The 26972-nt window shown below is 67.4% G+C and carries 28 protein-coding genes and 2 pseudogenes; 11 read left to right on the forward strand and 19 right to left on the reverse strand.

Translation table 11 applies throughout. From position 1 onward, the window contains the following. Position 1: 1 nt before the first annotated feature. From ACPEH1_RS16270 to ACPEH1_RS16300, 7 genes are all read right to left on the reverse strand, one after another. Positions 2 to 1102: a DegT/DnrJ/EryC1/StrS family aminotransferase gene (locus tag ACPEH1_RS16270; protein WP_313275289.1), complete on the reverse strand. Its 1101-nt coding sequence runs from the start codon at positions 1100 to 1102 to the stop codon at positions 2 to 4. Positions 1103 to 1105: 3 nt separating this feature from the next. Next, positions 1106 to 1510, reverse strand: a complete 405-nt coding sequence (locus ACPEH1_RS16275) for a GtrA family protein (RefSeq protein ID WP_423716063.1) — start codon at positions 1508 to 1510, stop codon at positions 1106 to 1108. After that, positions 1507 to 2172, reverse strand: a complete 666-nt coding sequence (locus tag ACPEH1_RS16280; protein ID WP_136003580.1) for an acetyltransferase — start codon at positions 2170 to 2172, stop codon at positions 1507 to 1509. Before ACPEH1_RS16280 ends, ACPEH1_RS16275 begins: the two co-directional genes overlap by 4 nt. Then, complete coding sequence (locus tag ACPEH1_RS16285) at positions 2153 to 3562, reverse strand: mannose-1-phosphate guanylyltransferase/mannose-6-phosphate isomerase (RefSeq protein ID WP_136003582.1); 1410 nt, start codon at positions 3560 to 3562, stop codon at positions 2153 to 2155. The genes ACPEH1_RS16280 and ACPEH1_RS16285 overlap by 20 nt, the downstream gene beginning before the upstream one ends. Positions 3563 to 3577: 15 nt before the next feature. Beyond that, positions 3578 to 4936, reverse strand: a complete 1359-nt coding sequence (locus ACPEH1_RS16290; RefSeq protein ID WP_423716064.1) for a phosphomannomutase — start codon at positions 4934 to 4936, stop codon at positions 3578 to 3580. Positions 4937 to 5083: 147 nt separating this feature from the next. After that, positions 5084 to 6022: an electron transfer flavoprotein subunit alpha/FixB family protein gene (locus ACPEH1_RS16295; RefSeq protein WP_017354698.1), complete on the reverse strand. Its 939-nt coding sequence runs from the start codon at positions 6020 to 6022 to the stop codon at positions 5084 to 5086. Beyond that, the gene (locus tag ACPEH1_RS16300; protein WP_423716065.1) at positions 6022 to 6768 is read right to left on the reverse strand and encodes an electron transfer flavoprotein subunit beta/FixA family protein; all 747 of its coding nucleotides are present in this window, start codon (positions 6766 to 6768) and stop codon (positions 6022 to 6024) included. Before ACPEH1_RS16300 ends, ACPEH1_RS16295 begins: the two co-directional genes overlap by 1 nt. Before the next feature lie 263 nt (positions 6769 to 7031). On the opposite strand from ACPEH1_RS16300, the gene rfbB reads away from it, so the two are divergent. The 7 genes from rfbB (at position 7032) to ACPEH1_RS16335 (ending at position 12545) form a co-directional block, all read left to right on the forward strand. Then, complete coding sequence (rfbB, locus tag ACPEH1_RS16305) at positions 7032 to 8087, forward strand: dTDP-glucose 4,6-dehydratase (protein WP_136003587.1); 1056 nt, start codon at positions 7032 to 7034, stop codon at positions 8085 to 8087. Between the two features lie 32 nt (positions 8088 to 8119). Then, complete coding sequence (gene rfbA, locus ACPEH1_RS16310; protein ID WP_136003589.1) at positions 8120 to 9007, forward strand: glucose-1-phosphate thymidylyltransferase RfbA; 888 nt, start codon at positions 8120 to 8122, stop codon at positions 9005 to 9007. Beyond that, positions 9004 to 9561 (forward strand): dTDP-4-dehydrorhamnose 3,5-epimerase, encoded by a 558-nt coding sequence (gene rfbC, locus ACPEH1_RS16315; protein WP_136003591.1) that lies wholly within the window; start codon positions 9004 to 9006, stop codon positions 9559 to 9561. The genes rfbA and rfbC overlap by 4 nt, the downstream gene beginning before the upstream one ends. Next, on the forward strand, positions 9558 to 10457 hold the full coding sequence (gene rfbD, locus ACPEH1_RS16320) for a dTDP-4-dehydrorhamnose reductase (RefSeq protein WP_423716066.1): 900 nt from the start codon (positions 9558 to 9560) through the stop codon (positions 10455 to 10457). Before rfbC ends, rfbD begins: the two co-directional genes overlap by 4 nt. A gap of 76 nt (positions 10458 to 10533) precedes the next feature. After that, the gene (locus ACPEH1_RS16325; RefSeq protein WP_017354692.1) at positions 10534 to 11268 is read left to right on the forward strand and encodes a CoA transferase subunit A; all 735 of its coding nucleotides are present in this window, start codon (positions 10534 to 10536) and stop codon (positions 11266 to 11268) included. Between the two features lies 1 nt (position 11269). Beyond that, complete coding sequence (locus ACPEH1_RS16330; protein ID WP_136003595.1) at positions 11270 to 11902, forward strand: CoA transferase subunit B; 633 nt, start codon at positions 11270 to 11272, stop codon at positions 11900 to 11902. 61 nt (positions 11903 to 11963) lie between these two features. Beyond that, on the forward strand, positions 11964 to 12545 hold the full coding sequence (locus ACPEH1_RS16335) for an alpha-ketoglutarate-dependent dioxygenase AlkB family protein (RefSeq protein WP_026070552.1): 582 nt from the start codon (positions 11964 to 11966) through the stop codon (positions 12543 to 12545). Positions 12546 to 12581: 36 nt separating this feature from the next. Here ACPEH1_RS16335 and ACPEH1_RS16340 read toward each other — a convergent pair whose 3' ends face one another. The 4 genes from ACPEH1_RS16340 to ACPEH1_RS16355 are packed head-to-tail and all read right to left on the reverse strand — an operon-like array spanning position 12582 to position 16140. Continuing rightward, positions 12582 to 13214, reverse strand: a complete 633-nt coding sequence (locus ACPEH1_RS16340) for an ABC-type transport auxiliary lipoprotein family protein (RefSeq protein ID WP_017354689.1) — start codon at positions 13212 to 13214, stop codon at positions 12582 to 12584. Further along, positions 13211 to 14137, reverse strand: a complete 927-nt coding sequence (locus tag ACPEH1_RS16345; RefSeq protein ID WP_017354688.1) for an MlaD family protein — start codon at positions 14135 to 14137, stop codon at positions 13211 to 13213. Before ACPEH1_RS16345 ends, ACPEH1_RS16340 begins: the two co-directional genes overlap by 4 nt. A gap of 29 nt (positions 14138 to 14166) precedes the next feature. Further along, a complete protein-coding gene (locus tag ACPEH1_RS16350; protein WP_017354687.1) occupies positions 14167 to 15024 on the reverse strand; it encodes an ABC transporter ATP-binding protein in 858 nt (285 codons plus the stop codon). A 3-nt stretch (positions 15025 to 15027) separates the two neighbouring features. Next, positions 15028 to 16140: an ABC transporter permease gene (locus ACPEH1_RS16355; protein WP_017354686.1), complete on the reverse strand. Its 1113-nt coding sequence runs from the start codon at positions 16138 to 16140 to the stop codon at positions 15028 to 15030. Between the two features lie 149 nt (positions 16141 to 16289). On the opposite strand from ACPEH1_RS16355, the gene ACPEH1_RS16360 reads away from it, so the two are divergent. Next, on the forward strand, positions 16290 to 17549 hold the full coding sequence (locus ACPEH1_RS16360) for a threonine/serine ThrE exporter family protein (protein ID WP_017354685.1): 1260 nt from the start codon (positions 16290 to 16292) through the stop codon (positions 17547 to 17549). A 75-nt stretch (positions 17550 to 17624) separates the two neighbouring features. Here the strand turns inward: ACPEH1_RS16360 and ACPEH1_RS16365 are convergent. From ACPEH1_RS16365 to ACPEH1_RS16375, 3 genes and pseudogenes are all read right to left on the reverse strand, one after another. After that, positions 17625 to 17996 (reverse strand): annotated as a pseudogene (locus tag ACPEH1_RS16365) (H-NS family nucleoid-associated regulatory protein); the annotation flags it as partial. A 152-nt stretch (positions 17997 to 18148) separates the two neighbouring features. Further along, positions 18149 to 19840 (reverse strand): proline--tRNA ligase, encoded by a 1692-nt coding sequence (locus ACPEH1_RS16370; protein ID WP_017354683.1) that lies wholly within the window; start codon positions 19838 to 19840, stop codon positions 18149 to 18151. A gap of 148 nt (positions 19841 to 19988) precedes the next feature. Then, complete coding sequence (locus ACPEH1_RS16375) at positions 19989 to 20369, reverse strand: DUF4124 domain-containing protein (protein ID WP_423716067.1); 381 nt, start codon at positions 20367 to 20369, stop codon at positions 19989 to 19991. Positions 20370 to 20481: 112 nt separating this feature from the next. On the opposite strand from ACPEH1_RS16375, the gene pssA reads away from it, so the two are divergent. Genes pssA through rimI form a run of 3 tightly spaced genes read left to right on the forward strand, consistent with a single transcriptional unit; the run spans position 20482 to position 22243 of the window. After that, positions 20482 to 21261 (forward strand): CDP-diacylglycerol--serine O-phosphatidyltransferase, encoded by a 780-nt coding sequence (gene pssA / locus ACPEH1_RS16380; protein ID WP_136003604.1) that lies wholly within the window; start codon positions 20482 to 20484, stop codon positions 21259 to 21261. Positions 21262 to 21269: 8 nt separating this feature from the next. After that, complete coding sequence (locus ACPEH1_RS16385) at positions 21270 to 21749, forward strand: hypothetical protein (RefSeq protein ID WP_423716069.1); 480 nt, start codon at positions 21270 to 21272, stop codon at positions 21747 to 21749. Then, positions 21746 to 22243: a ribosomal protein S18-alanine N-acetyltransferase gene (gene rimI / locus ACPEH1_RS16390; protein WP_017356293.1), complete on the forward strand. Its 498-nt coding sequence runs from the start codon at positions 21746 to 21748 to the stop codon at positions 22241 to 22243. Before ACPEH1_RS16385 ends, rimI begins: the two co-directional genes overlap by 4 nt. A 7-nt stretch (positions 22244 to 22250) precedes the next feature. Here the strand turns inward: rimI and ACPEH1_RS16395 are convergent, their stop codons facing one another. The 5 genes and pseudogenes from ACPEH1_RS16395 to ACPEH1_RS16415 all read right to left on the reverse strand — a co-directional run. Then, on the reverse strand, positions 22251 to 23075 hold the full coding sequence (locus ACPEH1_RS16395; protein WP_136003607.1) for a DMT family transporter: 825 nt from the start codon (positions 23073 to 23075) through the stop codon (positions 22251 to 22253). A gap of 99 nt (positions 23076 to 23174) precedes the next feature. Beyond that, positions 23175 to 25943, reverse strand: a complete 2769-nt coding sequence (locus ACPEH1_RS16400; protein ID WP_136003609.1) for a valine--tRNA ligase — start codon at positions 25941 to 25943, stop codon at positions 23175 to 23177. Positions 25944 to 25986: 43 nt separating this feature from the next. Beyond that, entirely contained in the window at positions 25987 to 26175 is a 189-nt protein-coding gene (locus ACPEH1_RS16405; protein WP_017356290.1) for a YqaE/Pmp3 family membrane protein, read from the reverse strand. 45 nt (positions 26176 to 26220) lie between these two features. Continuing rightward, positions 26221 to 26646, reverse strand: a complete 426-nt coding sequence (locus ACPEH1_RS16410) for a DNA polymerase III subunit chi (protein ID WP_017356289.1) — start codon at positions 26644 to 26646, stop codon at positions 26221 to 26223. 85 nt (positions 26647 to 26731) lie between these two features. Continuing rightward, positions 26732 to 26972: pseudogene (locus ACPEH1_RS16415) on the reverse strand (leucyl aminopeptidase); the annotation flags it as partial.

A 26972-nucleotide genomic window follows, 5' to 3' on the forward strand; every position in this document is an offset into this window, starting at 1 on the left:
ATCAGGAGTCCAGCTCGCGGGCAAGCGCCGTGCAGACAGTATCGATCTGCTGGTCGCTGATGCCGAGGAAGAAGGGGAGGCCGATGATGCGACCTGCAAGACGCGTGGCCACCTCAGGCGCTCCGGCCACTGGGCAGTCGCGCAGCGCCGGCTGCTGATGCAGGGCAGGGGTGTACCACCGACGGGTTTCCACCCCATTGGCAGCCACGGCTGCACCGATGGTGATGGCGTCCCGGCCTTCGGGCAGCAGCACGGCCATCAGCGGATACACGCCGTCTTCAGGCTTCTCTTGAAAGATCAAGGCCGGGCATGCCGAGCGCAGCCGGGCCATGTAGTCGGCATACAGCGCACGCCGGTCCTGCTTGACCTGTTCCCACATGTCAAAGGATGCCAGTCCAAGGGCGCAGTGGTACTCGCTCATCTTGCCGTTGGTGCCCAGCGCGGTGAGACTTCCACTGCGTGTATCCAAGCCGAAGTTGGACAGCATTCGGATCTGCTGGATGCGCTCGGGGCTGGGGGAGACGACCACCCCCCCTTCGGCAGCACCGAACGATTTGGTCGCGTGGAAGCTGAAAACCACGTCGGCCAATTCGCCAGCGGACTGATTCCCGTAGGCGCCTGCTGCGTCGACGATGACCGGGATGCCTGTATCGCGCTCGAACTGGTCCCAGCCTGCCATGTCCTGCGGCCGACCAAAGGTGGCAACAGGCATCACCGCATCGATGCGGTGGTGCTCCAGTGCTTGCCGGGCGATCTCGGGCGTCAGCGACCAGCCTCCTTCATCGATATCGGCGATCACCGGCTGCATGCCGACTCGGCGCACGGCAGTGGCGGTCGCAACGAAGGTCAGAGACGGCAGCAACACGTTTGCACCGCCACTCAGCCCGCGCGCCTGCAAAGCAAGCTCAAGCCCGACAGTGCAGTTGGAAATAGTCGTGACGCCGGCCTGCTGGACCGAAAGATCGTCGGAGACGCGCTGCTCCAGCTGTCGGCTGAGCGGCCCGAAGTTGGTGTAGTGACGATTGCTGTCGATCTGCCGGAGGTACGGCAGCGCCTGATCGATCGTAGGCATGAGCGGGACGAGCAGCGGAATCTTTTCCATGAATCACCGGGAAAATGTGAAGTACTTGTGGACCAGATAGCTGGCCACAGTCGATACAGCAAGGAAGACGGCCTGGAGCAACGCGGTGTTGGCACCTGTCACTGCTTTGGCCAACGGAAGAAGCAACAGGTTCGCGATGAAGATGGAACTGTTGGACACGACGAACCGTCCAAATTCCGGAAACCAGTGGCGCTGCGAACGGAACACCACCAGCCGCTGGGTCAAAAACGAGTGCGGCAGGGCCACGCAGTAGCTCGCCACCAACGTGGCCATGACGCCCCAGTGCGGCTCGACCGTGAAATGGAAAAGCAGGAAGACCAGGTAGCCCACCAGCGTGTTCCAGCCGCCGACGGCGAGGAACCGCAGTTTCTCATTCGCGTAAAGCTCGGCGAGGCGGGGCAGCGTCATGCCGTTGCGCGTGTCAGCGGGCGGGCCGGATTGCCCACGTAGGTCGCGTGTGCCGGCACATTGCCGACCACCACTGCGCCCATGCCGACGATGGCATCCATGCCGATCTCCTGCCGTTCACGGATGCAGCTCATCGCGCCGAGGTAGGCGGTAGCACCGATGGTGCAATTGCCGCTGATGATGGCGCCGGGAGCGGTGGTGACGAAATCGCCCAGTACGGAGTCATGCCCCACCTGAGACCCGCGGTTGAGCTGCACATGGCGACCGAGGTGGATGTTGGTCGTAAGGATGCAGCCCGCGTGCAGGATTACGCCCTCCGGGACGGACAACTGTGCGGGTGTGATTGCCGAAGGGTGGATGAAACTCGGGAACCGGGTGCCAGCTGGCAGGCTTTCGACCACCTTGCGCCGTGCGCGACTGTCGCCGATGGCGACGATCGCCTCGTGCGGGCCGGGATCGAAATCGCCCCGCCGTCGCAGTGGGAAGTCCTCGACCGTGGTATCGGACCAGTACTGGTCATCCACGAAGAAGCCCGCGATGGCGTCGCGGGCAATACCACACTGGAGCAGCAGCAGTGCCGTTTCGCGCGCGTGACCGCCCGCGCCAAAGATGGCGATCACACGGTCATGCGCTACTCCGGCGTTACTGGGGGGCACGGCCATACTGGTCTTCAAACCGCACGATGTCATCCTCACCCAGATAGCTGCCCGACTGCACCTCGATCAGCTCAAGCGGCAGCTTGCCCGGATTCTTGAGGCGATGGGTCACGCCGAGCGGGATGTAGGTGCTCTGGTTCTCGGTGAGCAGGATCACCTCGTCGCCGCGGGTGACCTCGGCAGTGCCGCTGACCACGATCCAGTGCTCGGCGCGGTGGTGGTGCATCTGCAGGCTCAGCGTGGCACCGGGCTTGACCGTGATGCGCTTGACCTGGAAACGGGCGCCGTTGTCGATGGAGTCGTACGCACCCCACGGGCGGTAGACCTTGCGGTGCGCAGCGGCTTCGCTGCGGCCGTCGCGCTTGATCTGGCCGACGATTTCCTTGACGTCCTGCACGCGGTCCTTGTGGCCCACGAATACGGCGTCGTCGGTCTCCACGACCACCACATCTTCCAGCCCGACCATCGCGATCAGGCGGGTGCCGTAGGCATAGCTGTTGCGGCAGTCCAGCGCGATGACGTCGCCGTGGCAGGCATTGCCGTCGGCGTCCTTGTCTGACACGTCCCACAGTGCCGACCAGGAGCCCACGTCATTCCAGCCGGCATCCAGCGGAACCACGGCGGCATCGGCGGTCTTTTCCATCACCGCATAGTCGATCGAATCGTTGGGGCTGGCCGCGAAGGCTTCGGCATCCAGGCGGATGAAGTCGCTGTCACGCGAGGCCTTGTCCAGTGCGGCGCGGCAGGCCGCCAGCATGGCCGGCTGCAGCGCCTCCAGCTCCTGCAGGTAACGGGATGCCTTGAACAGGAACATGCCGCTGTTCCAGTAGTACTCGCCGGAGCTGACGTACTGCTGGGCGGTCTCCAGGTTCGGCTTCTCGACGAAGCGGTCGACGCCGCGCACACCTTCGCCGGCGTGGGCCTTGATGTAGCCATAGCCGGTTTCCGGGGCCGTCGGCACGATGCCGAAGGTGACCAGCTTGCCGGCATCAGCGGCCACAGCCGCCTGCTTGACCGCCGCGTGGAAGGCGGCATCGTTGCGGACCACATGGTCGGACGGCAGCACCAGCAGCAGCGCGTCCTCACCGCCGGCCAGCGCCTGCAGCGCGGCGATGGCGATCGCCGGTGCGGTGTTGCGCCCGATCGGCTCGAGAATCAGCGCCTGCGGCACCACGCTGCATTCGCGCAGCTGTTCGGCGGCCATGAAACGGTGTTCCTGGTTGGCCACCACGATCGGCGCCCTGCCGGCGATGGCGGCCACGCGGTTCCAGGTGGCCTGCAGCATCGTGACATCGCCCACCAGCGGCAGGAACTGTTTCGGGTATGCCTCGCGCGAGAGCGGCCAGAGGCGGGTACCGGAGCCACCGGAAAGGATGACGGGGAGAATGGGCAACATGGAGATCGTCCTGAATCAGTGTTGGGGGGCTTGTCCGCCGATCAGAGCGGTGAGCTCTTCGGTCCGGGCGCGCAGCAGCGCGGCATCGCCACGGGTCTCGACGTTCAGCCGCAGAAGCGGTTCGGTATTGGAGCTGCGCAGGTTGAAACGCCAGGTGGCGAATTCGACGCTGACCCCATCGGTGTGATCCAGTTCGGGCGCCTGGTCCGCATAGTGGGCCAGCACGCGGGCGGTCGCGGCCTTGGCGTCGTTGACGCGGAAGTTGATCTCGCCGCTGCAGGGGAAGGCCTGCATGCGATCGGCGACCAGGTCGCCAAGCGACGTGCCGGTCTGCGAGACCAGTTCGGCGATCAGCAGCCACGGAATCATGCCGGAGTCGCAGTAGGCGAAGTCGCGGAAGTAATGGTGCGCGCTCATCTCGCCACCGTAGATGGCATCTTCGGCGCGCATGCGCTCCTTGATGAACGCGTGGCCGGTTTTGCTCATGATCGGCACGCCACCGGCCTGTTCGACCATTTCAACCGTGTTCCAGGTCAGGCGCGGGTCGTGGATGATCTTGCCGCCTGGCCGGCGCTTGAGCAGTGCCACGGCCAGCAGGCCGACCAGGTAGTAGCCCTCGATGAATGCGCCGGTGCTGTCGAAGAAGAAGCAACGGTCGAAATCGCCGTCCCAGGCAATGCCGAAATCGGCGCCGTGGGCGCGCACCGCATCGGCCGTGGCGGCGCGGTTTTCCGGCAGCAGCGGGTTGGGGATGCCGTTGGGGAACGTGCCGTCGGGCTCATGCTGGATGCGGATGAACTCGAACGGCAGGTGTGGTGCCAGTTCGTCGATCACCAGACCGGCGCCGCCGTTGCCGGCGTTGACCACGATCTTCAACGGCTTCAGCGCGGCCACATCGACATAGCCCAGCAGGTGCTGGATGTAGGCGGTTTTGTCGGTATCGCTGCGCACCACACCCTCCCCCGAGGGCAGCGGTGCATCACCGGCGGCAAAGTCGCGCACGTCGAACAGGCCGGTGTCGCCGCTGATCGGGCGCGCGTGTTCACGCACCAGCTTCATGCCGTTGTAGCCCATCGGGTTGTGGCTGGCGGTGACCATCACGCCGCCGGCGGCCTGGCGGTGGAAGGTCTGGAAATAGACCTCCTCGGTACCGCACAGCCCGATGTCGATCACATCACGGCCTGCACCGGTGAATCCTTTTTCCAGGGCAGCCTGCAGCTCCGGGCTGCTCAGGCGGATGTCGCGTCCCAGGACGACAGGCCCCGGTCCCAGCAGGGACGCGGTGCCGGCGCCAATGCGCTCGGCGAGGGCCACGTCCAGTTCTTCCGGAACGCGGCCGCGGATGTCGTATGCCTTGAAACAGGGGAGCGTCATCAATGCAGTCCTTACGGGGGTGACCGCCGATTATAGCGACAGCGTTCTGAGGAACGGGTCGCTTTTTCGAGCGGAGGGCCTTCCAGGGCCAGAGAATGAAAGGGCCGCGACACCCTCTGGTGGCGCGGCCCAGGCGTCACACAGCGCTTACAGCGCCGCTTCGAGCTCAGGCAGCAACGTGAACAGGTCCCCGACCAGACCGATGTCGGCGATCTCGAAGATCGGCGAATCCGGGTCCTTGTTGATGGCCACGATGGTGCCGGCATCCTTGATGCCGGTCAGGTGCTGGATGGCGCCGCTGATGCCCACGGCCACGTACAGCTCCGGCGAGATGATCTTGCCGGTCTGTCCGACCTGCAGGTCGCTGGGGACATAACCGGCATCCACCGCCGCACGCGATGCGCCGACGGCGGCGCCGAGCTTGTCGGCCAGCTGGAAGATGACCTTGAAGTTCTCTTCCGAACCGACGCCGCGGCCGCCGGAGACCACGCGCCTGGCGCTCTGCAGGTCCGGTCGGTCGGTGGCGCCCGCGGCCAGCCCGATGAAGCGGGTGTGGGTCGGCAGGGCCGCGTCCACGCTGGCCGCTTCAACGGCGGCGCTGCCGCCCTTGGCCGCTTCCGGCCAGGACGCGGCGCGCACGGTGGCAACCACGATCTGGTCGGCCGGCACGTCCACCGTGATGATCGCATTGCCGGCATAGATCGGGCGCTTGAAGCTGTGGCTGCCTTCGACGGTCATCAGGTCGGAGACCTGGTTGACGCCGAGCAGGGCGGCCACGCAGGGCATCAGGTCCTTGCCGAAGGTGGTCGACGGCCCGAACACATGCGTGTAGCCCTTGGCCAGCTGTGCGATCTGCGGTGCCAGCACCTGGGCCAGGGCCTGGGCATTGGCGGCGTTGGCCACAGTCAGTACCTTGGCCACACCGGCCAGTTCGGCGGCCTGGGCGGCGACCGCGGCCGGGTCGGCCGCCAGCACGACCACGTCGATGCTGGCGCCGCTGATGGCGGCCGCGGCGCTGACGGTCTTGGCGGTGGCGGCGTTGAGCTTGCCGTCATGGTGTTCGGCAACAACGAGGATCTTGGTCATTACAGCAACCCCTTCTGCTTGAGTGCGGCGACCAGTTCGGCCGCGTCCTTGACCATCACGCCCTTGCTGCGCTTGACCGGCGCGGCGTAGTGGGTGGTGCTGAAGGTGTCGGCGGCGTCCACGCCCAGATCGGCCAGCGGCAGGGTTTCCAGCGGCTTGGCCTTGGCCTTCATGATGTCGGGCAGCTTGATGAAGCGCGGCTCGTTCAGGCGCAGGTCGGTGGTGACCACGGCCGGCAGGTCCACTTCCAGCGTTTCCAGGCCGGCGTCGACTTCACGGGTGACCGTGGCCTTGCCGTCGGCGATGTCCAGCTTGCTGGCGAAGGTCGCCTGCGGACGGCCCCACAGCGTGGCCAGCATCTGGCCGGTCTGGTTGGCATCGTCGTCGATCGCCTGCTTGCCGAGGATCACCAGGTCCGGCTGTTCCTTTTCGACCAGCTTGAGCAGGGTGCGCGCGGCGGTCAGCGGCTGGATGGCCTGGTCGGTGACCACGTGGATGGCCCGGTTGGCGCCCATCGCCAGACCATTGCGCAGGTGGGCCTGGGCGTCGGCCGGTGCGATGGTGGCGACGACCACCTCGGTGGCGATGCCCTTGTCGCGCAGACGCAGCGCTTCTTCCAGGGCGATCTCGTCAAAGGGGTTGGGCGACAGCTTGACGCCGTCGGTGACCACGCCGGAACCGTCCGGCTTGACCTGAATGCGGACGTTGTAGTCCACCACGCGCTTGTACGCGACGAGGATTTTCATCTGGTGCGGGATCCTTCAATAACGGGGGAACGTCCGGTCCTTGGAACAGCAACCGGTTCGGGGGTGGGACCTGGATTCTAACTGGCTGCGCGGCACCATGCGAATGCGTATGGTGATGCGGCGATGCAGCAAAAAAGGGCGTCCGCGCCGGTGGCGTTCACCTCCGGCAGGCAGTCGTGAAGGCGGGTGCGATGTATGCTGTGCCGCTGTGCCGGGGCGGCCTGTCTACTCGCCCGGGACGTAACCGAACAGGAGAACGGGTAGTGCCCACTTGGCTTGTAACCGGCGGAGCCGGCTTCATTGGCGGTAATTTTGTACTGGAGGCGGTTGCCAACGGCGTGCGCGTCATCAATCTGGATGCGCTGACCTACGCGGGCAACCTCAAGACCCTGTCCTCGCTGGACGGCAATGCCAACCACGTGTTCGTCGAGGGCGACATCGGTGACCGGGCGCTGGTGGCCCGGCTGCTGGCCGAGCATCAGCCGGACGCGGTGCTGAACTTTGCGGCCGAAAGCCATGTGGACCGTTCCATCGATGGTCCCGGTGCCTTCATCCAGACCAACGTGGTGGGCACGCTGGGATTGCTCGAGGCGGTCCGTGACTACTGGAAGGCGCTGCCGGCCGCGCAGGGCGCGGCGTTCCGCTTCCTGCACGTGTCCACCGACGAGGTGTACGGCACCCTGGGTGAGACCGGCAAGTTCAGCGAAACCACCCCGTACGCACCGAACTCGCCGTATTCGGCGTCAAAGGCGGCCTCGGACCATCTGGTGCGCGCGTTCCACCACACCTACGGGTTGCCGGTGCTGACCACCAACTGCTCCAACAACTACGGCCCGTACCACTTCCCCGAAAAGCTCATCCCGCTGGTGATCGCCAAGGCGCTGGCCGGCGAGCCGCTGCCGGTGTACGGCGACGGCAGGCAGGTGCGCGACTGGCTGTTCGTGTCCGACCACTGCGAAGCGATCCGCACCGTGCTGGCCAAGGGCCAGGTCGGCGAGACCTACAACGTGGGCGGCAACTCCGAGAAGGAGAACATCGAGGTGGTGCACGCGATCTGCGCGCTGCTCGATGCACGTCGTCCGCGCGAGGACGGCCAGCCGCGCAGCAGCCAGGTCACCTACGTGGCCGACCGCCCCGGCCATGACCGTCGTTATGCGATCGACGCCTCCAAGCTCAAGGAACACCTGGGCTGGGAGCCGAAGTACACCTTCGAGCAGGGCATCGCGTTCACCGTGGACTGGTACCTGGACAACCAGGCATGGGTCAACGGCGTGCTCGACGGCAGCTACCGTCTGCAGCGCATCGGCACCGCCGCCTGACCGGCGGCGATCACCAGACACAGGACAACCGCATGACGCAACGCAAGGGCATCATTCTCGCCGGTGGCTCAGGCACCCGGCTCTATCCGATCACCAAGGGCGTCAGCAAGCAGCTGCTGCCGGTGTATGACAAACCGATGATCTATTACCCGCTCAGTGTGCTGATGCTGGCGGGAATCCGGGATGTGCTGATCATCAACACGCCGCACGAGCAGGCTCTTTTCCAGGCACTTCTGGGCGATGGTTCGCAGTGGGGCATGAACATCGAGTACGCGGTGCAGCCGAGTCCGGACGGGCTGGCGCAGGCCTACCTGATCGGCCGCGATTTCATTGGCGGCAAGCCGAGCTGCCTGGTGCTGGGCGACAACATATTCCACGGACACGGCCTGAGCGAGGTGCTGCGCAGCGCCGACCAGCGCGAGCAGGGGGCCACCGTGTTCGGCTACTGGGTGAATGATCCGGAGCGCTACGGCGTCGCGGAGTTCGACAAACAGGGCCGGGTCGTGGATCTGGTCGAGAAGCCGGAGAAGCCGCGCTCGAACTATGCAGTCACCGGTCTGTACTTCTACGACGGCAACGCCAGTGACTATGCCGCCGATCTCAAGCCGTCCCCGCGCGGTGAGCTGGAAATCACCGACCTCAACCAGCGTTATCTGCGCGACGGGCACCTGCATCTGGAGGCCCTCGGACGCGGATTCGCCTGGCTGGATACGGGTACCCACCAGTCGCTGCTGGAGGCATCCAACTTCATCGAGACCATCCAGACCCGCCAGGGCCTGCAGGTATGCTGTCCGGAAGAGATCGCGTTCGGGCGAGGCTGGATCGACGCAGCGCAGCTGGAAGCCCTCGCGGCCCCGCTGATCAAGAATGGCTACGGCCAGTACCTGCACAAGCTGCTGCAGCGGGGCGTTGTGCAGTGAAAGTCATCCCGTCTTCCCTGCCGGGTTGCGTGCTGATCGAACCGGCGGTGTTCGGCGACTCGAGGGGCTTCTTCTTCGAGACGTGGAACGCCGAACGCTATGCCGCGCAGGGATTGCCGGCCACCTTCGTGCAGAGCAATGTGTCCAGTTCCGCCAAGGGCGTCCTGCGTGGCCTGCATTACCAGTGGCCGCGGCCGCAGGGCAAACTGGTGACGGTGCTGCAGGGCGAGGTGTATGACGTGGCGGTCGACATCCGCCGTGGCTCGCCCACGTTCGGCCGCTGGGAAGCCTTCATTCTCAGCGGCGAGAACCGCCGTCAGCTGTGGATCCCGCCGGGGTTCGCGCACGGCTTTGCGGTGCTGTCCGAGACGGCCCTGTTCAACTACCTGTGCACCGACGTGTACGTCAAAGAGGCCGATGCGGCCATCCGCTGGAATGATGCCGACCTCGCCGTCGACTGGCCGATCAGCGCCCCGTCGCTGTCGGCCAAGGATGAGCAGGCCCCGTTCCTGGCGGACATCGACCCCGACCGGCTGCCGGTCTACACGGCATGACCGCGCTGGTGCTGGGCGGCAATGGTCAGCTCGGGCAGGAACTGCTGCGCGCGCTGGCGCCGTCCGGACCGCTGACCGCCACCACCCGCAGCGGCCGGCTCGCCGACGGCACGGTGTGCGAGGTGGCTGATCTGGATCGACCGGCATCGCTGCCGGTGATGCTCGACCGCCTGCGGCCCTCCGTGGTGGTCAATGCGGCCGCGTACACGGCTGTCGACCGGGCGGAGCAGGAGCCGGACGCCGCGCGCCGGGCGAACACCGAGGCCTCTGCGGCCATCGCACGCTGGTGCGCACGGCACGACGTGCCGTTTGTGCACTACTCGACCGACTACGTCTTCGATGGGCGCTCACGCGTGCCGTATCGGGAGGACGCGCCCACCGCGCCGCTCAACGTATACGGCACCACCAAGCGCGACGGCGAAGACGCCATCCGTGCCGCCGGCGGCCGCCATCTGATCTTCCGCACCGCCTGGGTATACGCCCCGCACGGCACCAATTTTCTGCGCACGATGCTGCGGGTGGGCGCCGAGCGTGATGTGTTGCGCGTGGTCGCCGACCAGATCGGCACACCCACGCCGGCAGCCCTGATCGCCGATGTCACCGCGCACGCGCTGCGACATCCCGGTGGCCTGTCCGGCACGTGGCACCTGACGGCCACGGGCGACACCAGCTGGCATGGATTTGCCGAAGCGATCTTCGCGGCGGCGGTGGCCCGAGGCGTGTTGTCGCGTGCACCGCGCGTGGAGGCGATCACCACCGCCGAGTACCCCACGCCTGCGCTCCGGCCTGCCTGCTCGCACCTTGATGTGACGCGCCTGCAGGCCGACTTCGGCCTTGCTCTGCCGACCTGGCAGGACGGCCTTGCGCAGGTGATGGCGCAGTTCCCCGCGCGCTGAACGCGCTGCAGCGCGGCAGGGAAAACAGCGTCCAGCCGCTACAATGCGCGCTTACATCAACGAGGTGAGGGCGTAGATGAGCAAGTCCCCGGACACCGCCACGCGGCGTGGCAAGCAGTACGCCAGCGCCGCCGAGGCACTGCAGGGCGTGATCGCCGATGGCCAGACCCTGGCGGTGGGTGGTTTCGGCCTGTGCGGCATTCCCGAGGCGCTGATCGCAGCGCTGCGCGACACCGGGGCCAAGGGCCTGACGGTGATCTCCAACAATGCCGGCGTGGATGGCTTCGGCCTGGGCCAGCTGCTGGAAACGCGCCAGATCCAGAAAATGATCTCGTCCTACGTGGGTGAGAACAAGGAATTCGAGCGTCAGTTCCTGGCCGGTGAGCTGGAACTGGAGTTCAACCCGCAGGGCACCCTGGCCGAGCGCCTGCGCGCCGGCGGCGCGGGCATTCCCGCGTTCTTCACCGCCACCGGCTACGGCACCGTGGTGGCCGAGGGCAAGGAAACCCGCGAGTTCGACGGCAAGCACTACGTGATGGAAACCGCGCTGCGCGCCGACGTGGCGCTGGTCAAGGCGTGGAAGGCCGACGAAGCCGGCAACCTGGTGTTCCGCAAGACCGCGCGCAACTTCAACCCGGCCTGCGCGATGGCCGGCAGGCTGTGCATCGTCGAGGTGGAGGAGGTGGTGCCGGTGGGCAGCATCGATCCGGACCAGGTCCACCTGCCCGGCATCTACGTGCACCGCATCGTGCACAACCCGCATCCCGAGAAGCGTATCGAACAGCGCACCATCCGTGCGGAGGGCAACTGACATGGCATGGACCCGCGATGAAATGGCGGCACGCGCCGCCCGCGAACTGACCGACGGCGCCTATGTGAATCTGGGCATCGGCCTGCCGACCCTGGTGGCCAACCATATTCCCGACGGCGTGGATGTCTGGTTGCAGTCCGAAAACGGCCTGCTCGGCATCGGCCCGTTCCCGACCGAAGACGAGGTCGATGCCGACCTGATCAATGCCGGCAAGCAGACCGTCACCGCCCGTGCCGGCGCCAGCTACTTCGGCAGCCACGACAGCTTCGCGATGATCCGCGGCGGCCACATCAACCTGGCCATCCTGGGCGCGATGCAGGTCACCGACAAGGGGGACCTGGCCAACTGGATGGTGCCCGGCAAGATGGTCAAGGGCATGGGCGGTGCGATGGACCTGGTGGCCGGCGTGCAGCGCGTGGTGGTGCTGATGGAGCACACCGCCAGGAACGGCGAGCACAAAATCCTGCCCGACTGCACCCTGCCGCTGACCGGCGTGGGCGTGGTCGACCGCATCATCACCGATCTGGCCGTGTTCGACGTCACCGACAGCGGCCTGGTGCTGGTGGAAGCCGCCCCTGGCGTGGGCATGGACGAACTGAAGGAAAAAACCGGCGTGGCGTTCGTCCAGGCCTGAGCGGACCGGAGGCGCATCGCAGCGTCCCGTCCGCGGGCGCTGCGGCAGCCCTGAGGAGTGCATGGATCTCCACCTTCCCGATGCCCGGGTGCACTGGCACCGCCACTGGCTGGCGGCCCCGGAGGCCGACGCGTTGCAGCGGCAGCTGCGCGAGGACGTGCCGTGGGAGGTACACCGCATCCGCCTGTTCGGGCGGCAGGTTGATTCGCCGCGGCTGAGCTGCTGGATGGGCGACCCCGCAGCGCGCTACCGCTATTCCGGCACGGACTTCGTGCCGGTGCCCTGGCATGCGGCGCTGCTGCCGCTGCGCGAGCGGCTGGCCGTGCTGTGCGGGACCGCGTTCAACAGTGTGCTGCTCAACCGCTACCGCGATGGCGACGACGGCATGGGCTGGCACAGCGACAACGAAGCCGAGCTGGGTCCGGCCCCGCTGATCGCCTCACTCAGCCTGGGGGCCGAGCGGCGTTTCCTGCTGCGCCGTCGCGACGACCACGCCCGCAAGGCCGAGGTGACGCTGGGCCACGGCGATCTGCTGTTGATGGGGGGGCAGACGCAGCGTCATTACCAGCATGCGCTGCCCAAGACCGCGCGGCCGCTGGCCGAGCGCATCAACCTGACTTTCCGCTGGATCGCGCCTTCCTGACAGCGGTGTGGCGATGCAGTGACGCACCGCCCGATGTCACTTCTGGTGATCGGCCTGGCCGGTGGTCAACGTCCAGCCGACGACCTCGGTGGTGAAGGCCTGCAGGCTCTGCTCGATGGCCTGGGCGACATCGGCCACCGCCGTGCTGCCAACCGGACGTTCCTGGCGGAAGGTGCGGTCGGCCACCACCCGCTGGTCCACCACATGGATCAGTTTGGCGTTGATCTCCAGCAGCGCGGTCGGGGTGGCCTGGCCGCGGTAGTCGGCCTCGAAGCGGCGCACGTCCAGGGCCAGCTTGTAGTCGGCGCGGATGCCGGTGGTGGCGCGCGCCACGCCGCCGATCCGGCCGGAATCCTCGAACCCGCGTACCAGCGCGTCGTCGACCATGTCGGTGGCCGGCTGCGCCCAGCTCACGCCCTTGTACACCTCCAGCTCGGAGGGCGAGGGGCGTACGTTGATGCGCGGGCTGTCGACCACGCGCGCGGCGGTGGGCTTGACCAGGATCAGCTGCCAGTCCACGCGCGGCCACGCCGGATCGGGCTGGATGCGTACCACCGGCGAATAGATGGTCACGGCGCTGCGCTCGCTGCTGCCCAGCAGCGAGCAGCCGCCCAGCAGGGTCGTCAGAGCGATCGGCAACAGGGTGCGGAGCAGGGTCGGGCGGCTCATTTGGGTTCGAACTCCTTGGGCGCGTCGTGGCCCAGCAGATAGCGTGCCGGATTGTTGTCCAGGCGGTCGCTGACCCGGCGCAGGTCGCGGATCAGCCCACGCAGCTCGGTCAGGGTCGGGCCAAGCTGGGCCAGGCCGTCGTTGGCGAAGCTGTTGATCGCGGCGCGGTTCTCGCCGAGGATCGAATCGGCGTTGCCGGCGGCCGAATCCAGCTTGGTCAGCGTGGTTTCCAGCTTGTCCAGGATCGGCGGCAGCTGCTGCACCAGATTGGTGTCCAGGCGCTGGATGGTGCCGTTGGTGGTCTTGAGCGTGGTGTCCAGGCTGCGCGCGGCGTCGCGCGCGCTGAGCAGCAGCGCCTGCGTGCCCTGGTCGCGGTCGGCCAGGCCGCCGCTGATGGTTTCCAGGTTGGCCAGCGTGGCGTTGATGCTGGCCACGTTGCGGTCGCTCAGCACCTGGTCCATGCGCTCGACGATGCGGTTGGCCACGTCGGTGATGTTCTGCAGCGCCGAGGGGGTGGTCGGAATGATCGGCGCCGGGTCCTTGTTGACCACCGTGAGCGGCTGCGCCTGGGGCGTGCCGCCGCTGAGCTGGATGATCGACGGCCCGGTCAGGCTGGTGATCGCCAGCTTGGCGCGGGTATCGGTCTTGACCGGCGTATTGGAGTTGAGCCGGATCCGTGCCACCACCTGGCGCGGGTCGTCGGGCACCAGGTTCAGTTCGGTGATCGAGCCGACCGCGATGCCGTTGTACTGCACCGGGCTGCCGACCGACAGGCCGGTCACGGCCTCACGGAACACCACCCGGTACTCGGTCCAGGTGCGGTCGGAGGAATACTTGGCGGCCCACAGGCCGAACGCCAGCAGCGCCAGTCCCACCACCAGAGTGAACGCGCCGATCAGTACGTAGTTGGCTTTGGTTTCCATGTGTCAGGTACCCGGAAAAATGCGGTTCATCAGGAGGTGGTCGCCGTCGCGTCGCGGTCGGAGGGCGGCGGCACGGCCGCGCGCGCGGCGCGGGCCCGTGGACCGTGGAAGTACTCCTGGATCCACGGATGGTCCAGCTGTTCGATCTCGTGCAGCGGGGCGTTGGCCACTACTCTGCGGTCGGCCAGCACCGCCACCCGGTCGCAGATGGCATACAGCGTGTCCAGGTCGTGCGTGATCAGGAACACGGTCAGACCCAGTGCTTCCTGCAGTGTTTTGATCAGGCGGTCGAAGGCGGCCGCGCCGATCGGGTCCAGACCGGCGGTGGGCTCGTCCAGGAACAGCAGCGGCGGATCCAGCGCCAGCGCACGGGCCAGGCCGGCACGTTTGCGCATGCCGCCGGACAGCTGCGAGGGCAGCTTGTTGATCGCATCGGCAGGCAGGCCGGCCAGCTTCACCTTCAGCAGCGCCAGTTCGTAGTGCCAGCGGTCGGGCAGTTCGCGATGGTGCTCCTTCAGCGGCACCTGCACGTTCTCGCCCACGGTCAGCGAGGAAAACAGCGCGCCATCCTGGAACAGCACGCCGGTGTTGCGTTCGATGTGCAGGCGATCGGCCGGATCGCCCGAACGCGCATCCACCCCGAGCACCTCGATACGGCCTTCGTCGGGCGCACGCAGGCCCAGAATGCTGCGCATCAGCACCGATTTGCCGGTGCCCGAGCCGCCGACCACGCCGAGGATCTCGCCGCGGCGCACGTCCAGATCCAGGCCGTCGTGCACCACCTGGCTGCCGAACCGGTTGGTGAGCCCGCGCACGCGGATGGCCAGGCCCGCGTCGTCGCAGACGGTGTCGTCGGGGGCCGGGGCGGGGGCAGGGACGGTGTGCATGGCTTACCAGCCCATCTTCATGAACCACAACGCGGCAAACGCGTCGAGGATGATCACCAGCGAGATGGCCTGCACCACGCTGGAGGTGGTGCGCTCGCCGACCGACTGCGCGGTGCCTTCCACTTTCAGGCCTTCCAGGCAGCCGATCAGGCCAATCACCAGCGCGAACACCGGCGCCTTGGACAGGCCCACCAGCATGTTGCGCACTTCCATCGTCTCGTGCATGCGTGCGATGTACATCTGCGGCGGAATATCCAGGTCGAACGCGCCCACGGTAATGCCGCCGGCCAGGCCGGCGGCCATCGCGATGAAGGTCAGCAGCGGCAGGGTGACCAGCAGCGCCACCAGGCGCGGCAGCACCAGCAGGTCGATCGGGTCCAGGCCGAGCGTCTTCATCGCGTCGATCTCCTCGCGCGCTTTCATGGCGCCGATCTGGGCGGTGAATGCGCTGGCAGTGCGGCCGGCCAGCACGATCGCGGTGAGCAGGACCGCAAATTCGCGCAGGAAGGCGATGCTGACCAGCTCCACTACGTAGATCTCCGCGCCGAAGTCGCGCAGGATCGTCGACCCGAGGAAAGCGATCACCGCGCCGACGAGGTAGGACAGCAGCGCCACCAGCGGCACCGCGTCCAGCCCGACCTGTTCCATCTGCGCCACCGTCGCCGTGAGCCGGAAGCGGCGCGGCTCCTTGAGCAGGCGGGCGCCCTTGACCAGGTTCTCGCCGAGGAAGCTGGCCAGCGCCACGATGTTGTGGCCCATGCCATGCACGCTGACGCCCAGGCGCTCCAGCGCGGCCAGCACGCCGAAGTCACGCTTGGCGCGCGGGCGGTCGTCGGCAACTTCCTCGATGGTGCACACCAGTGCCTGGTGTTCATCGCGGAAGACCAGCGCCTCCTCGGCCAGGTCGGCACGGTGCGCCACGCGCAGCACCTGCAGCACGCCGGCTGAATCGAGCTGGGTGATGCCGCTGGCATCGATGCCGGTCACCTTCTCCGGCGCGTCGCGCAGCACCTCGGCGGCCGCCAGCGCGGTGCGCAACGTCCATTGGCCGGACAACCGGATCAGGCCGGGGTCCTGGGCATCCTGCTCGAGATGGGGGGCTTGGGATGAAGTCATGGGGTCGTCCTGCGCGCAGCATACCTTGTCCGAGTGCAAGGCTAGAGCGCGTGATGCAGTGCGCGGACGTGCCGCAGTCCATGCGCGGTGCGGGGCTGCGGCGACGCCCGATGTTCTGCCCGGGCAAGGTTCAGGTAATACTACGACGCATGTCCGCCGATGCCGCCGCCATTCCCACCCCCCAAGCCACCTATGCACAACGGGTGGCGTTCGTCTCGGAGATCGCCGGGCGCCTGCACAGCTATGGCACCACCGCGCAGCGGCTGGAAGCGGCGGTGGTGGCGCTGGCGCAGCGACTGGACCTGGACTGTGAACCGTGGTCGAACCCGACCGGGCTGATCCTGAGTTTCAGCGACCCGACCAAGGCGATCGGCTCGTCGGACATCACCCGCGTGATCCGTCTGGCGCCGGGCGAAAACGATCTGCACAAGCTCAGCATCGCCGACCAGATCACCGATGCGGTCGCCAACGGCACGATGAGCATCGCCCAGGGCCATACCGCTCTGCGCCAGCTCGACAAGGACCCCGGCCGGCGCGGCAAGATCCGCATGATCCTGTCCTACAGCCTTGGCGCGGCCGGCGTGGCCGGGCTGTGGAAACTGCCGTGGCTGGATATCGCCACCGCCGGCATGATCGGGCTGCTGATCGGCCTGATGACGCTGTACACCGATCGTCGCCCCGCCAGCCGCGAAGCCAGCGAGGCGCTGGCGGCGCTGCTGGCCGGCACCGTGGCCGCGCTGGTGGCCTCGTTCATCGGGCCGCTCAACCTCAATACCGTCATCATCGCCTCGCTGGTGGTCATGCTGCCCGGCATGTCGCTGACCAACGCGGTCAACGAACTGGCCAGCCAGCATTGGGTATCGGGTACCGCACGCTTTGCCGGCGCGATCACCACGATCCTGAAATTGACCGTGGGGGCGGTGATCGCGGTCACGCTGTCGGGCATCATCGGCCTGGAACCGCACGTGCGCGCTTCGCGTCCGCAGGCGGACTGGGTGGAGTGGAGCGCGCTGCTGCTGGCCGCGTTCGCCTTTGCGATGCTGTTCAAGGCCAACCGCCGCGATTATCCCTGGGTAATGGCCGCGTCGGTGGCCGGCTACGCCATTTCCAAGTTCGCCGGCCAGGCCTGGGGCCTGCCGGCCGGCATTTTCATGTCGGCGATGCTGATGACCGCAGCGGGCAATCTGTTCGGCCGGCTGGTGCAGCGTCCCGGCGCGATCATCCGGCTGCCCGGCATCATCATGCTGGTGCCGGGCAGCACCAGCCTGCGCGGCGTGCTCACCCTGGTGCAGCAGCAGGACATGAGCGCCGGCCAGACCGTGCTGATGACCGTGCTCAACGTGGTGATGGCGCTGGTGGCGGGGCTGCTGTTCGGCAATCTTCTGGTGCCGGCGCGCAAGAATCTCTGAACGGGCTTTGCCGAAGCGGAAAACAAAAACGCCGGCACAGGGCCGGCGTTTTCATTCGCGGACGGGCCGCGATTACTTCTTGATCAGGAAATCTTCCGGCTTCTTGCCCTTGGCGGTATGCGCGGCCAGCCAGCGCGGCTGCTTGCCACGGCCGGTCCAGGTTTCCTTCGGATTGGCCGGGTTGCGGTACTTCGGCGCCACCTTGCCCAGCTTGCGCACGGCCTTCCTGGCCGGTGACGTGGCCGCCTTGGCGGCACGACCCCGTGCCGGCGCGGTGCCACCGAACAGTTCTTCCACCGAATAACCCTGCGCCTTGGCGAGCTTGGTCAGCTGCGCGCGCACCTTGCTGATGGCCGGCCGCTTGGCGACGATGGTCTGCTGCTTCTTCGCATTCTTGATCAGTGCGCCCAGCTCTTTGGCGGACAGGCCGCTCAGGTCAATGCTCATTTACCACTCCGGAATGTATATAAGGACAGGGTGAGCCGGTCCTTGGCATCGACAACAGCATACATTCCCGGAAGTCCGCGGTACAAACCCCGGGGAATAATCAATCACATCGTAAAACAGGAAAGCCGGGATATTGTCCCGGCTTTCTGTCATCACGCGGTCAAGGTCGCCATCAGCGCCGCCCGGTCCAGGTGCTGCGCTTCGCTGGCGCGGCGTGCCCGGTATTCGTAGGTCCCTGCGGCAAGGCCGCGGTCGGAGACCACCACGCGGTGTGGAACGCCGATCAGTTCCATGTCGGCGAACATCGCCCCCGGGCGCAGGCCACGATCATCCAGTGCGGCATCCAGCCCGGCGGCCTGCAGCTCGGCGAGCAGGTCGGCAGCAGCGGCGGCGATGGTCTCGTCCTGCTTGGGGTTGATCACGCACACCACCACCTGCCACGGCGCCATCGCGTCGGGCCAGATAATGCCGGCGTCATCGTGGTTCTGCTCGATGGCGGCGGCGACGATGCGCGAGATACCCACGCCATAACAGCCCATCGCCATCACCGCGGCCTTGCCGTTCTCATCCAGCACGGTGGCGTTGAGCGCCTGCGCATACTGGCGGCCAAGCTGGAATACGTGACCCACCTCGATGCCGCGGGCGATTCTCAGCTCGCCACCATCGGCGGCACGGTCGCCTTCCTTCGCGTTGCGGATATCGGCCACTTCCGGTTCGGGCAGGTCGCGGCCCCAGTTGACGCCGGCGAGATGGGCACCGGTTTCATTGGCGCCGATCACGAAGTCGGCCAGGGCCGCGACGTCGCGGTCGGCGACGATGCGCACCGGCTGGGCCGGGCCGAGCGGCCCGAGGAAACCGGGCTCGCTGCCCAGGTGCGCGGCGATCTCCGCCTCGCTGGCCATGCGGTAGCCCTGCAGGCCGGCCACCTTGGCCAGCTTGATCTCGTTGACGTCGTGGTCGCCGCGCACCAGGGCCAGCACGAAGCCGGCCTCGCTCATGATCGCGATCGACTTGACCGTGCGCTCCAGGCCCAGGCCGAGCAGCGCGGCGACAGCCTCGCAGGTCTTCTGGGTGGGCGTATCGACCTTGCGCAGCGCTTCGCTGGCGGCCGGGCGCGGGCCCGGGGCGGCGGCCACGGCCGCTTCCATGTTGGCCGCGTAATCCGAGCCGGTGGAGAACACCAGCGCATCCTCGCCGGAGTCGGCGATGACGTGGAATTCCTGCGACGCGTCGCCGCCGATCGCGCCCGAATCGGCCTGCACCATGCGGAAATCCAGGCCCAGGCGGGTGAAGATGCGGCTGTAGGCCGCCTTCATGTTTTCGTACTCGCGCACCAGGCACTCATCGTGCAGGTGGAAGGAGTAAGCGTCCTTCATCAGGAACTCGCGCGAACGCATCACGCCGAAACGCGGGCGGATCTCATCGCGGAACTTGGTCTGGATCTGGTAGAAATTGACCGGCAGCTGCTTGTAGCTGGACAGCTCCTGGCGGGCGAAATCGGCCGCGGCCTCTTCGGCGGTGGGGCTGTAGCAGAACACCTGTTCCTTGCGGTCCTTGATCTTGAGCAGCTGCGGGCCGAACTTTTCCCACCGGCCGGTGGCTTCCCACAGTTCCTTGGGCTGGATGGTCGGGATCTGGAACTCGACGGCGCCGGCACGGTCCATTTCCTCGCGCACGATGCGTTCGACCTTGCGCAGCACGCGCAGGCCCAGCGGCGACCAGGTGTACAGCCCCGAGGCCAGCTTGCGGATCATGCCCGCGCGCAGCATCAGGCGGTGGCTGGTGAGCTCCGCGTCGCTGGGTGTTTCCTTGGTGGTGTGCAGGTGGAACTGGGAGAGGCGCATCGTCGGCTTCGCTGAACGGCGGAAAGCCTACATTCTGCCAGCCCGGCCCCGATCGACCAACGGTCAGCGGGGACGGGGCGGACGGGGCTGCCGGGACGGCGGGCCTGGCGGCGGTCGTCTGCGCGGGACGGCGACGGCCCCGGCCCGCTCAGCCGGCGGGTTTGCAGTAGGCCTTGATCGCCGCTTCGGCCAGCGTCTTCTGCGCGCCACGCTGTTCGTCGTTCAGGGCGGTTTCGGCCTTGCCGTCCCCATCGGTGTCCTGCATCACCGCGCCCTGGCCGTTGAGCAGGGCCAGGTTGCTGCGGGCGGTGGTGCAGTCGGTCGATTCGGCGGCGGGCGCCGCAGCCTGGGCGCGCGGGCCGGCCGGGTCGCGGTGCTGCACCTGGCGCGTCTCGAAGGTCTTGCCGGCCGGCGGCTTCTCCGAGTACTGGGTCACGCCGTTGGCGTCCTTCCACTTGTAGACGGTTCCGGCACTGGCCGCGGCGCTGGCGAGCAGCAGCAGGCAGCACAGAGAGGGCAGGGCACGCATGGCAACTCCGGGCATCAGGGCAGGTGCGCGATTGCAGCATTCCGCCGGCGTGCTGGCAAGCCGGGCCGCCCGCACTGCCCCAAAGACCGCCGCACCCACTAAACTGGCCGGCATGGATGAGATGAAACCCCCGCCGCGCAACCGCAGCATCTACCTGCTGCCGAACCTGTTCACCACCGCAGGCCTGTTCGCCGGCTTCTACGCGATCATCGCCGCGGCCAACGGCGATTTCGTCAACGCCGCCATCGCCGTGTTCGTGGCCGCCGTCATGGATGGCCTGGACGGTCGGGTCGCCCGCCTGACCGGCACCAGCAGCGAATTCGGGGTGCAATACGACTCGCTGGCCGATCTGGTCAGCTTCGGCATGGCCCCGGCGCTGGTGATGTACCACTGGTCGCTGTCCTGGCTGAAGTTCGACGATCCGGTGATGGGCCGGGTCGGCTGGGCGGTCGCCTTCCTGTATGCCGCCTGCGCGGCGCTGCGCCTGGCCCGTTTCAATACCCAGGTCACCGTGGTCGACAAGCGTTGGTTCATCGGCTTGGCCAGCCCGGCCGCGGCCGGGCTGATGATGTCCTTCGTCTGGGCCTTTGCCGACGGCAACCTGGGCTGGGACGGCAACCAGCTGCGCTACGTGGCGCTCGGGGTGACCCTGGTGGCCGCCCTGCTGATGGTCAGCCGGATCCGCTTCTGGAGCTTCAAGGGCAGTGGCGAGAAGGGGCCGCGCGCCGACCGCGTGCCGTTCCTGGCGTTGGCGCTGGTGCCGATCGGCATCGCCATCATGGTCATCGACCTGCCGCGCGTGCTGTTCGCGGTGGGCGTGCTGTACGCCCTGTCCGGTCCGGTGTACTGGCTGTGGCAGCGCACCCGCAAGACGGCCGAGCCGGGCGCGTGAGTTCGCCGGTGCTGCCGCCGCTGTGGTCCCCGGCGCAGCAGTCGTGGCTGCAGGCGATGGGCTACACCGTGTTCGTGGATGGCAGTGTCGCGCCCGAGCCGATGGTGGCGCCGGCGGCGCAGATCGACCTGAGTGCGGCGCCGGTGGTGGCGCGCGCACCGGTCGCACCGGCCGCACCGGATACCCGGCCTGACATTGCCCCGGTCGCCGCGCCGGCCGACGCCCCGGTACGGCGTACCGCCCCGCTGGCGGCCGAGGCGCCCCCGGCGCCGGCGCCAGCGCGTGCGCGCGCCGGTCGCCGCCCGGCGGTACAGATGCCCGACCGCCTGCAGATTGCCCTGCTGCGCGCCTCCGGCTGCAACCCCAACGCACCGGAGACCCAGGCCCTGATGGCCGGTTGGGCGCTGGACGAACTGCGCGGCAATCCGGCCGCCAAGCGCGCGCTGTGGCCGCAGTTGCGCGCCCTGCGCCGGCAGGGCCGGTCGTGAGCGCGGTCAGCTCACCTCGGCCGCTGTCGTTGCGCGCGCTGCGCGAGAGCGATCTCAACGCCGTGATGGCGATCGAAGTGCGCGGGTACCCCTATCCGTGGACCCGCGGCATTTTCCAGGACTGTCTGCGCGCCGGTTACCCGGCCCTGGCGCTGGAGGACGACGGCCTGCTGATGGGCTATGGCGTGCTGAGCATCGCTGCCGACGAGGCACATGTGCTCAACGTCTGCGTGGACCCGCTGTGCCAGTCGCGCGGGCATGGCCGCTTCCTGCTGCGGGCGCTGGTCAAGCTGGCGCGCGACCACGGCGCGCAGCGGGTGTTTCTGGAGGTACGTCCGTCCAACACCCCGGCAGTGGCGCTGTACCACAGCGAAGGATTCAACGAGATCGGCCGCCGGCCGCGCTACTACCCGGCCCGCGATGGGCGCGAGGATGCGCTGGTGATGGCGATGGAACTGGTCGACGACGACATCCAGGCGATGCCCCCGCTGTAGGCGGGCATCACGCGATCCGCAGCACCGCCGCGCCCAGCACGATCACTCCCGCGGCGATCCAGCGCTGGCGGTCCACCCGCTCGCGCAGGACGAACGCGGAGATCAGGATGCCGAACAGGATCGAGGTTTCGCGCAGCGCCGCGATCATCGCCACCGGCGCGATGGTCATCGCCCACAGCGCGAGCGCATACGACGTCAGTGTGCCGACACCGCCGACCACGCCATACCGCCAGTTGCGCCGTGCGTACGCCCGCAGCGACGCCGCGCGCGTGCACAGCGCCCACACCGGCAGGGGCAGCCCGGACAGCAGGAACAGCCACAGGGTGTAGCTCAACGCGGCACCGGACTGGCGCGCGCCCCAGGCATCGACCAGCGTATAGGTGGCGATGACACCGGCATTGAGCAGCGGCAGCCACAGGTGCTGCCGCGACCGGCCGCGGGTCATGGTCAGAATGCCCAGGCAGACCAGTGCGATGCCGGCCCAAGCCAGCGGCGGCAGCGGCTCGCCGACCACGACAGTGGCGACCAGCGCCACCAGGATCGGTGCGCAGCCGCGCATCAGCGGATACGACGCACTCATGTCCGTGACCCGGTAGGTGCGGGCCACCAGCACGTAGTACGTCACCTGCAGCAGGGTCGATGCCGCCAGCCACGGCCAGCTCACGCGTGCCGGCGCCGGCAGGAAGGGCAGGACGAGGGCGGCGATCACGGCCGCCGAACCGGTCACCAGGATCGTGGTCAGCAGCGTGTCGCTGCCGCGTTTGACGATGGCATTCCAGCTGGCATGCAACGCCGCGGCGAACACCACCACCAGAAAAATGGTCAACGACATCGTGTCGGTACGCGCGCCGTGTCAGGGCACCCATGATGCCAGCAGCGGCGGTGGTTGACCGGCAACCGGGGATGCGTGGACGCATCCCCGGTCAGTGCATCACAGCTTGGCGCGTTGTCCGCGCAGGCCGGCAAGCTGGGCGGTCCAGTCGACCAGGCGCACGCGCTCCTGCTCGACCACGGCCGGCGGGACCTTGTCGGTGAACTTCGACAGCTTGGTCTCGCTCTTTTCCTTTTCCGCCTCGACCCGGGCGATTTCCTTGTCCAGGCGCGCACGTTCGGCCCCGAGATCGACGAGGCCTTCCAGCGGCACCAGCAGCAGCAGGTCGCCCACGATCGCCGTGGCGGCCGGCGGGATCTCGCCGTCATCGGCCAGCCACGCGATGCGCTCCAGCTTGAGCAGGAACGACAGCGCGGAGGTGAAACGGGCGATCCGCGCGCGGTCGTCGTCGTTGCCACGCTGCAGCAGCAGCGGCACCAGCTTGGACGGGGGCACGTTCAACTCGCTGCGCACGCGGCGCAGGGCGCTGACCATCGACTTCACCCATTCCACGTCGGCTTCGGCACGGGCGTAGTCGCCGGCGAATTCGTCCGCCACCGGGTACGGGCGCAGCGACACCGTGTCTTCGGTGATGCCCAGACGCGGGGCGACCTGGCGCCACAGCTGTTCGGTGATGAACGGGGTCAGCGGGTGCAGCAGGCGCAGCAGCGCCTCGAGCACGTAGAGCAGGGTGTGGCGGGTGCTGTTGGCATCGTCGGCGTCGGCACCGTTGAGCGCCGGCTTGGTCAGTTCCAGGAACCAGTCGCAGAACTCGTTCCAGGCGAACTCGTACAGGCACTGCGCCAGCAGGTCGAAGCGGTAGTTGGCGTAGTGCGTCTGCGCCTCGGCCGAGACCGCGGCAAGACGCGCCAGGATCCAGCGCTCGGCATCGGTACGCGGCTGCGGTGCGCCGGTGAAGCAGCTGCCCTCGGTGTTCATCAGGGTGAAGCGGCTGGCGTTCCACAGCTTGTTGCAGAAGTTCTTGTAGCCCTCGGCGCGGTTCATGTCGAACTTGATGTCACGGCCGTGGGTGGCCAGCGCGGCGATGGTGAAGCGCAGCGCATCGGCACCGTGGGCAATGATGCCGTCCGGGAACTCCCTGCGCGTGGCCTTCTCGATCTTCGGCGCGTCCTTGGGCTTCATCAGGCCGGTGGTGCGCTTGGCGACCAGGTCCTCGATCGAGATGCCGTCGATGATGTCCAGCGGGTCGAGCACGTTGCCCTTGGACTTGGACATCTTCTGGCCCTGCGCATCGCGGATCAGGCCGGTGATGTACACGTCCTTGAACGGAATCCTGCCGGTGAAGCTGTCGGTGGCCATGATCATGCGGGCCACCCAGAAGAAGATGATGTCAAAGCCGGTGATCAGCACCGACGACGGCAGATAGCGCTCGAAACCGCGCGCGTCCATCGCCTGCTCGTTCGGCCAGCCCAGGGTCGAGAATGGCCACAGCTGCGAGGAGAACCAGGTTTCCAGCACGTCGCTGTCCTGGTGCAGGGCGATGTCGGGGCCGAGGTTGTTCTTCGCGCGGGCGTCCGCTTCGTCGCGGCCGACGTAGCAGGTGCCGGCATCGTCGAACCACGCCGGAATGCGGTGGCCCCACCACAGCTGGCGGCTGATGCACCAGTCCTGGATGTTCTCCATCCAGTGGCGATAGGTGTTGATCCAGTTGGCCGGCACGAACTGGATCGAACCGTTCTCCACCAACTCCAGGCCGCGCTTGGCCAGCACGTCCATTTTCACGAACCACTGGTCGGTCAGGTACGGCTCGATGACCTGCTGGGTACGGTCGCCACGCGGCACCTGCAGCTTGTGGGCCTTGGTTTCGACCAGGATGCCCAGGTCTTCCAGCTCGGCCAGGATCACCTTGCGCGCCTCGTAACGGTCCAGCCCGCGGTATTTCTCCGGGGCGTTGTCGTTGATCGCCGCCACCGGGGTGAACAGGTTGATCATCGGCAGGTTGTGGCGCAGGCCGACCTGGTAGTCGTTGAAATCGTGCGCGGGGGTGACCTTGACCACGCCGGTACCGAACTCGCGGTCGACATAATCGTCGGCGATCACCGGGATCTCACGGTCGGTCAGCGGCAGCTTGACCATCTTGCCGATCAGGTGCGTGTAGCGCTCGTCCTCGGGGTGCACCATCACTGCGGTGTCGCCGAGCATGGTTTCCGGGCGCGTGGTGGCCACGGTCAGGCTGCCGCTGCCATCGGCGAGCGGATAGCTGATCGACCACAGGAAGCCGTCTTCCTCCACGCTCTCCACTTCCAGGTCGGAAATGGCGGTCTTCAGCACCGGGTCCCAGTTGACCAGGCGCTGGCCACGGTAGATCAGGCCCTGCTCATGCCAGCGCACGAACGCCTCGACCACCGCCTCGGACGGCTGCGGGTCCATCGTGAAGGTGCTGCGTGACCAGTCGCTGGAGGTGCCCAGGCGGCGCATCTGGCGCTCGATGGTGTCGCCGGACTGCGCCTTCCACTCCCACACTTTCTCGATGAAGCCCTCACGGCCCAGCGAATCGCGGCTTTCGCCATTGCCGGCCAGCGCCAGGTTGCGCGACACCACCATTTCGGTGGCGATGCCGGCGTGGTCGGTCCCCACCTGCCAGAGGGTGTCGTAGCCGCGCATGCGGTGATAGCGCACCAGCGCATCCATCAGGGTCTGCTGGAAGGCATGGCCCATGTGCAGCGTGCCGGTCACGTTCGGCGGCGGCAGCAGGATGGTGTACGGCTTGCCCTTGCCGGACGGCTTGAAATGACCGGCCTTCTCCCACCCGTCGTACAGGTCGGTCTCAAAGGTGGCGGGGTCGTAGCTGGAGGCGAGTTGGGTCATGCGGAAACCGGGATCGAAGACGGGAGGTGGGGGTGCCGGAGAATCAGCGGCCGAGGGCGCGCCGGATCTTCTGGTCGGTATGGAACTGCGAGACCGCGTAGGCGGCCCAGATGGCGGCCGGCAGCCAGCCGATCAGGGTGATCTGCAGGATCAGGCAGAGGATGCCCGCAAACGGGCGACCGATGGTGAAGAACGACAACCAGGGAAAGATCAGGGCAATCAGCAGGCGCATCAAGGGTCTCCGGACGCAGCGGGCACCCGCGCGGGGTGCCGGGCGTCACATGTCGTATTTGTTCAGGTCAAAGCCCAGCGCCTTGTACTGGCGCCAGCGCTCGCGCAGCGGCTCGCGGGCTTCCGGGTCGGCCGGCACCACTTCCAGCACGCGGTCGCAGCTGGCCAGGTAGGGGTCGTCGCGCAGATTGATGACCAGCGGGCGGGCCGGGGCGTCGGTGCCGGGCGCGGCGATCAGCACCAGCGCCTCTTCCTCGTCGACGTCATCGCCGGCGATCTGGTGCGGAATGTAGGCATCGTCGTCGAACGCCCACAGCAGTTCGTCCAGCGCTTCGGCCTGGGCCTGGTCGCGCGCCAGCACCAGGGTGAACAGCCCGGCGTCGTTGGCCTTGCGTGCCAGCTCGCAGACCAGGCGCAGGGGCTCGGTCAGGAAGCGGGGCTTGGCGATCAGGTAGAAATCAGCACGGGACATGGGCAGGCCTGGAGCGGAGGGGAATGCCCGGCAGCCGGCCGGGCGGGATCGGAGCGGCCGGTCGGCCGCCCCGATCGACACGGCATCAGGCGCGTGCGACCTGGTCCAGCAGCCACTGGCTCAGCAGGCCAACCGGACGGCCGGTGGCCATGCCGCGCTTGCCTTCGTCACTGGCCACGCCGGCGATGTCCAGGTGGGCCCAGCGCTGGCCTTCGGTGAAGCGCGACAGGAAGCAGCCGGCGGTGATCGCCCCGGCCCAGCGGCCGCCGATGTTGTAGACGTCGGCGAAGCTGGAATCCAGCATCGGCTGGTCCTCGTCCCACAGC

Source organism: Stenotrophomonas sp. NPDC077421, from assembly GCF_049545505.1.
Classification (GTDB): domain Bacteria; phylum Pseudomonadota; class Gammaproteobacteria; order Xanthomonadales; family Xanthomonadaceae; genus Stenotrophomonas; species Stenotrophomonas nematodicola.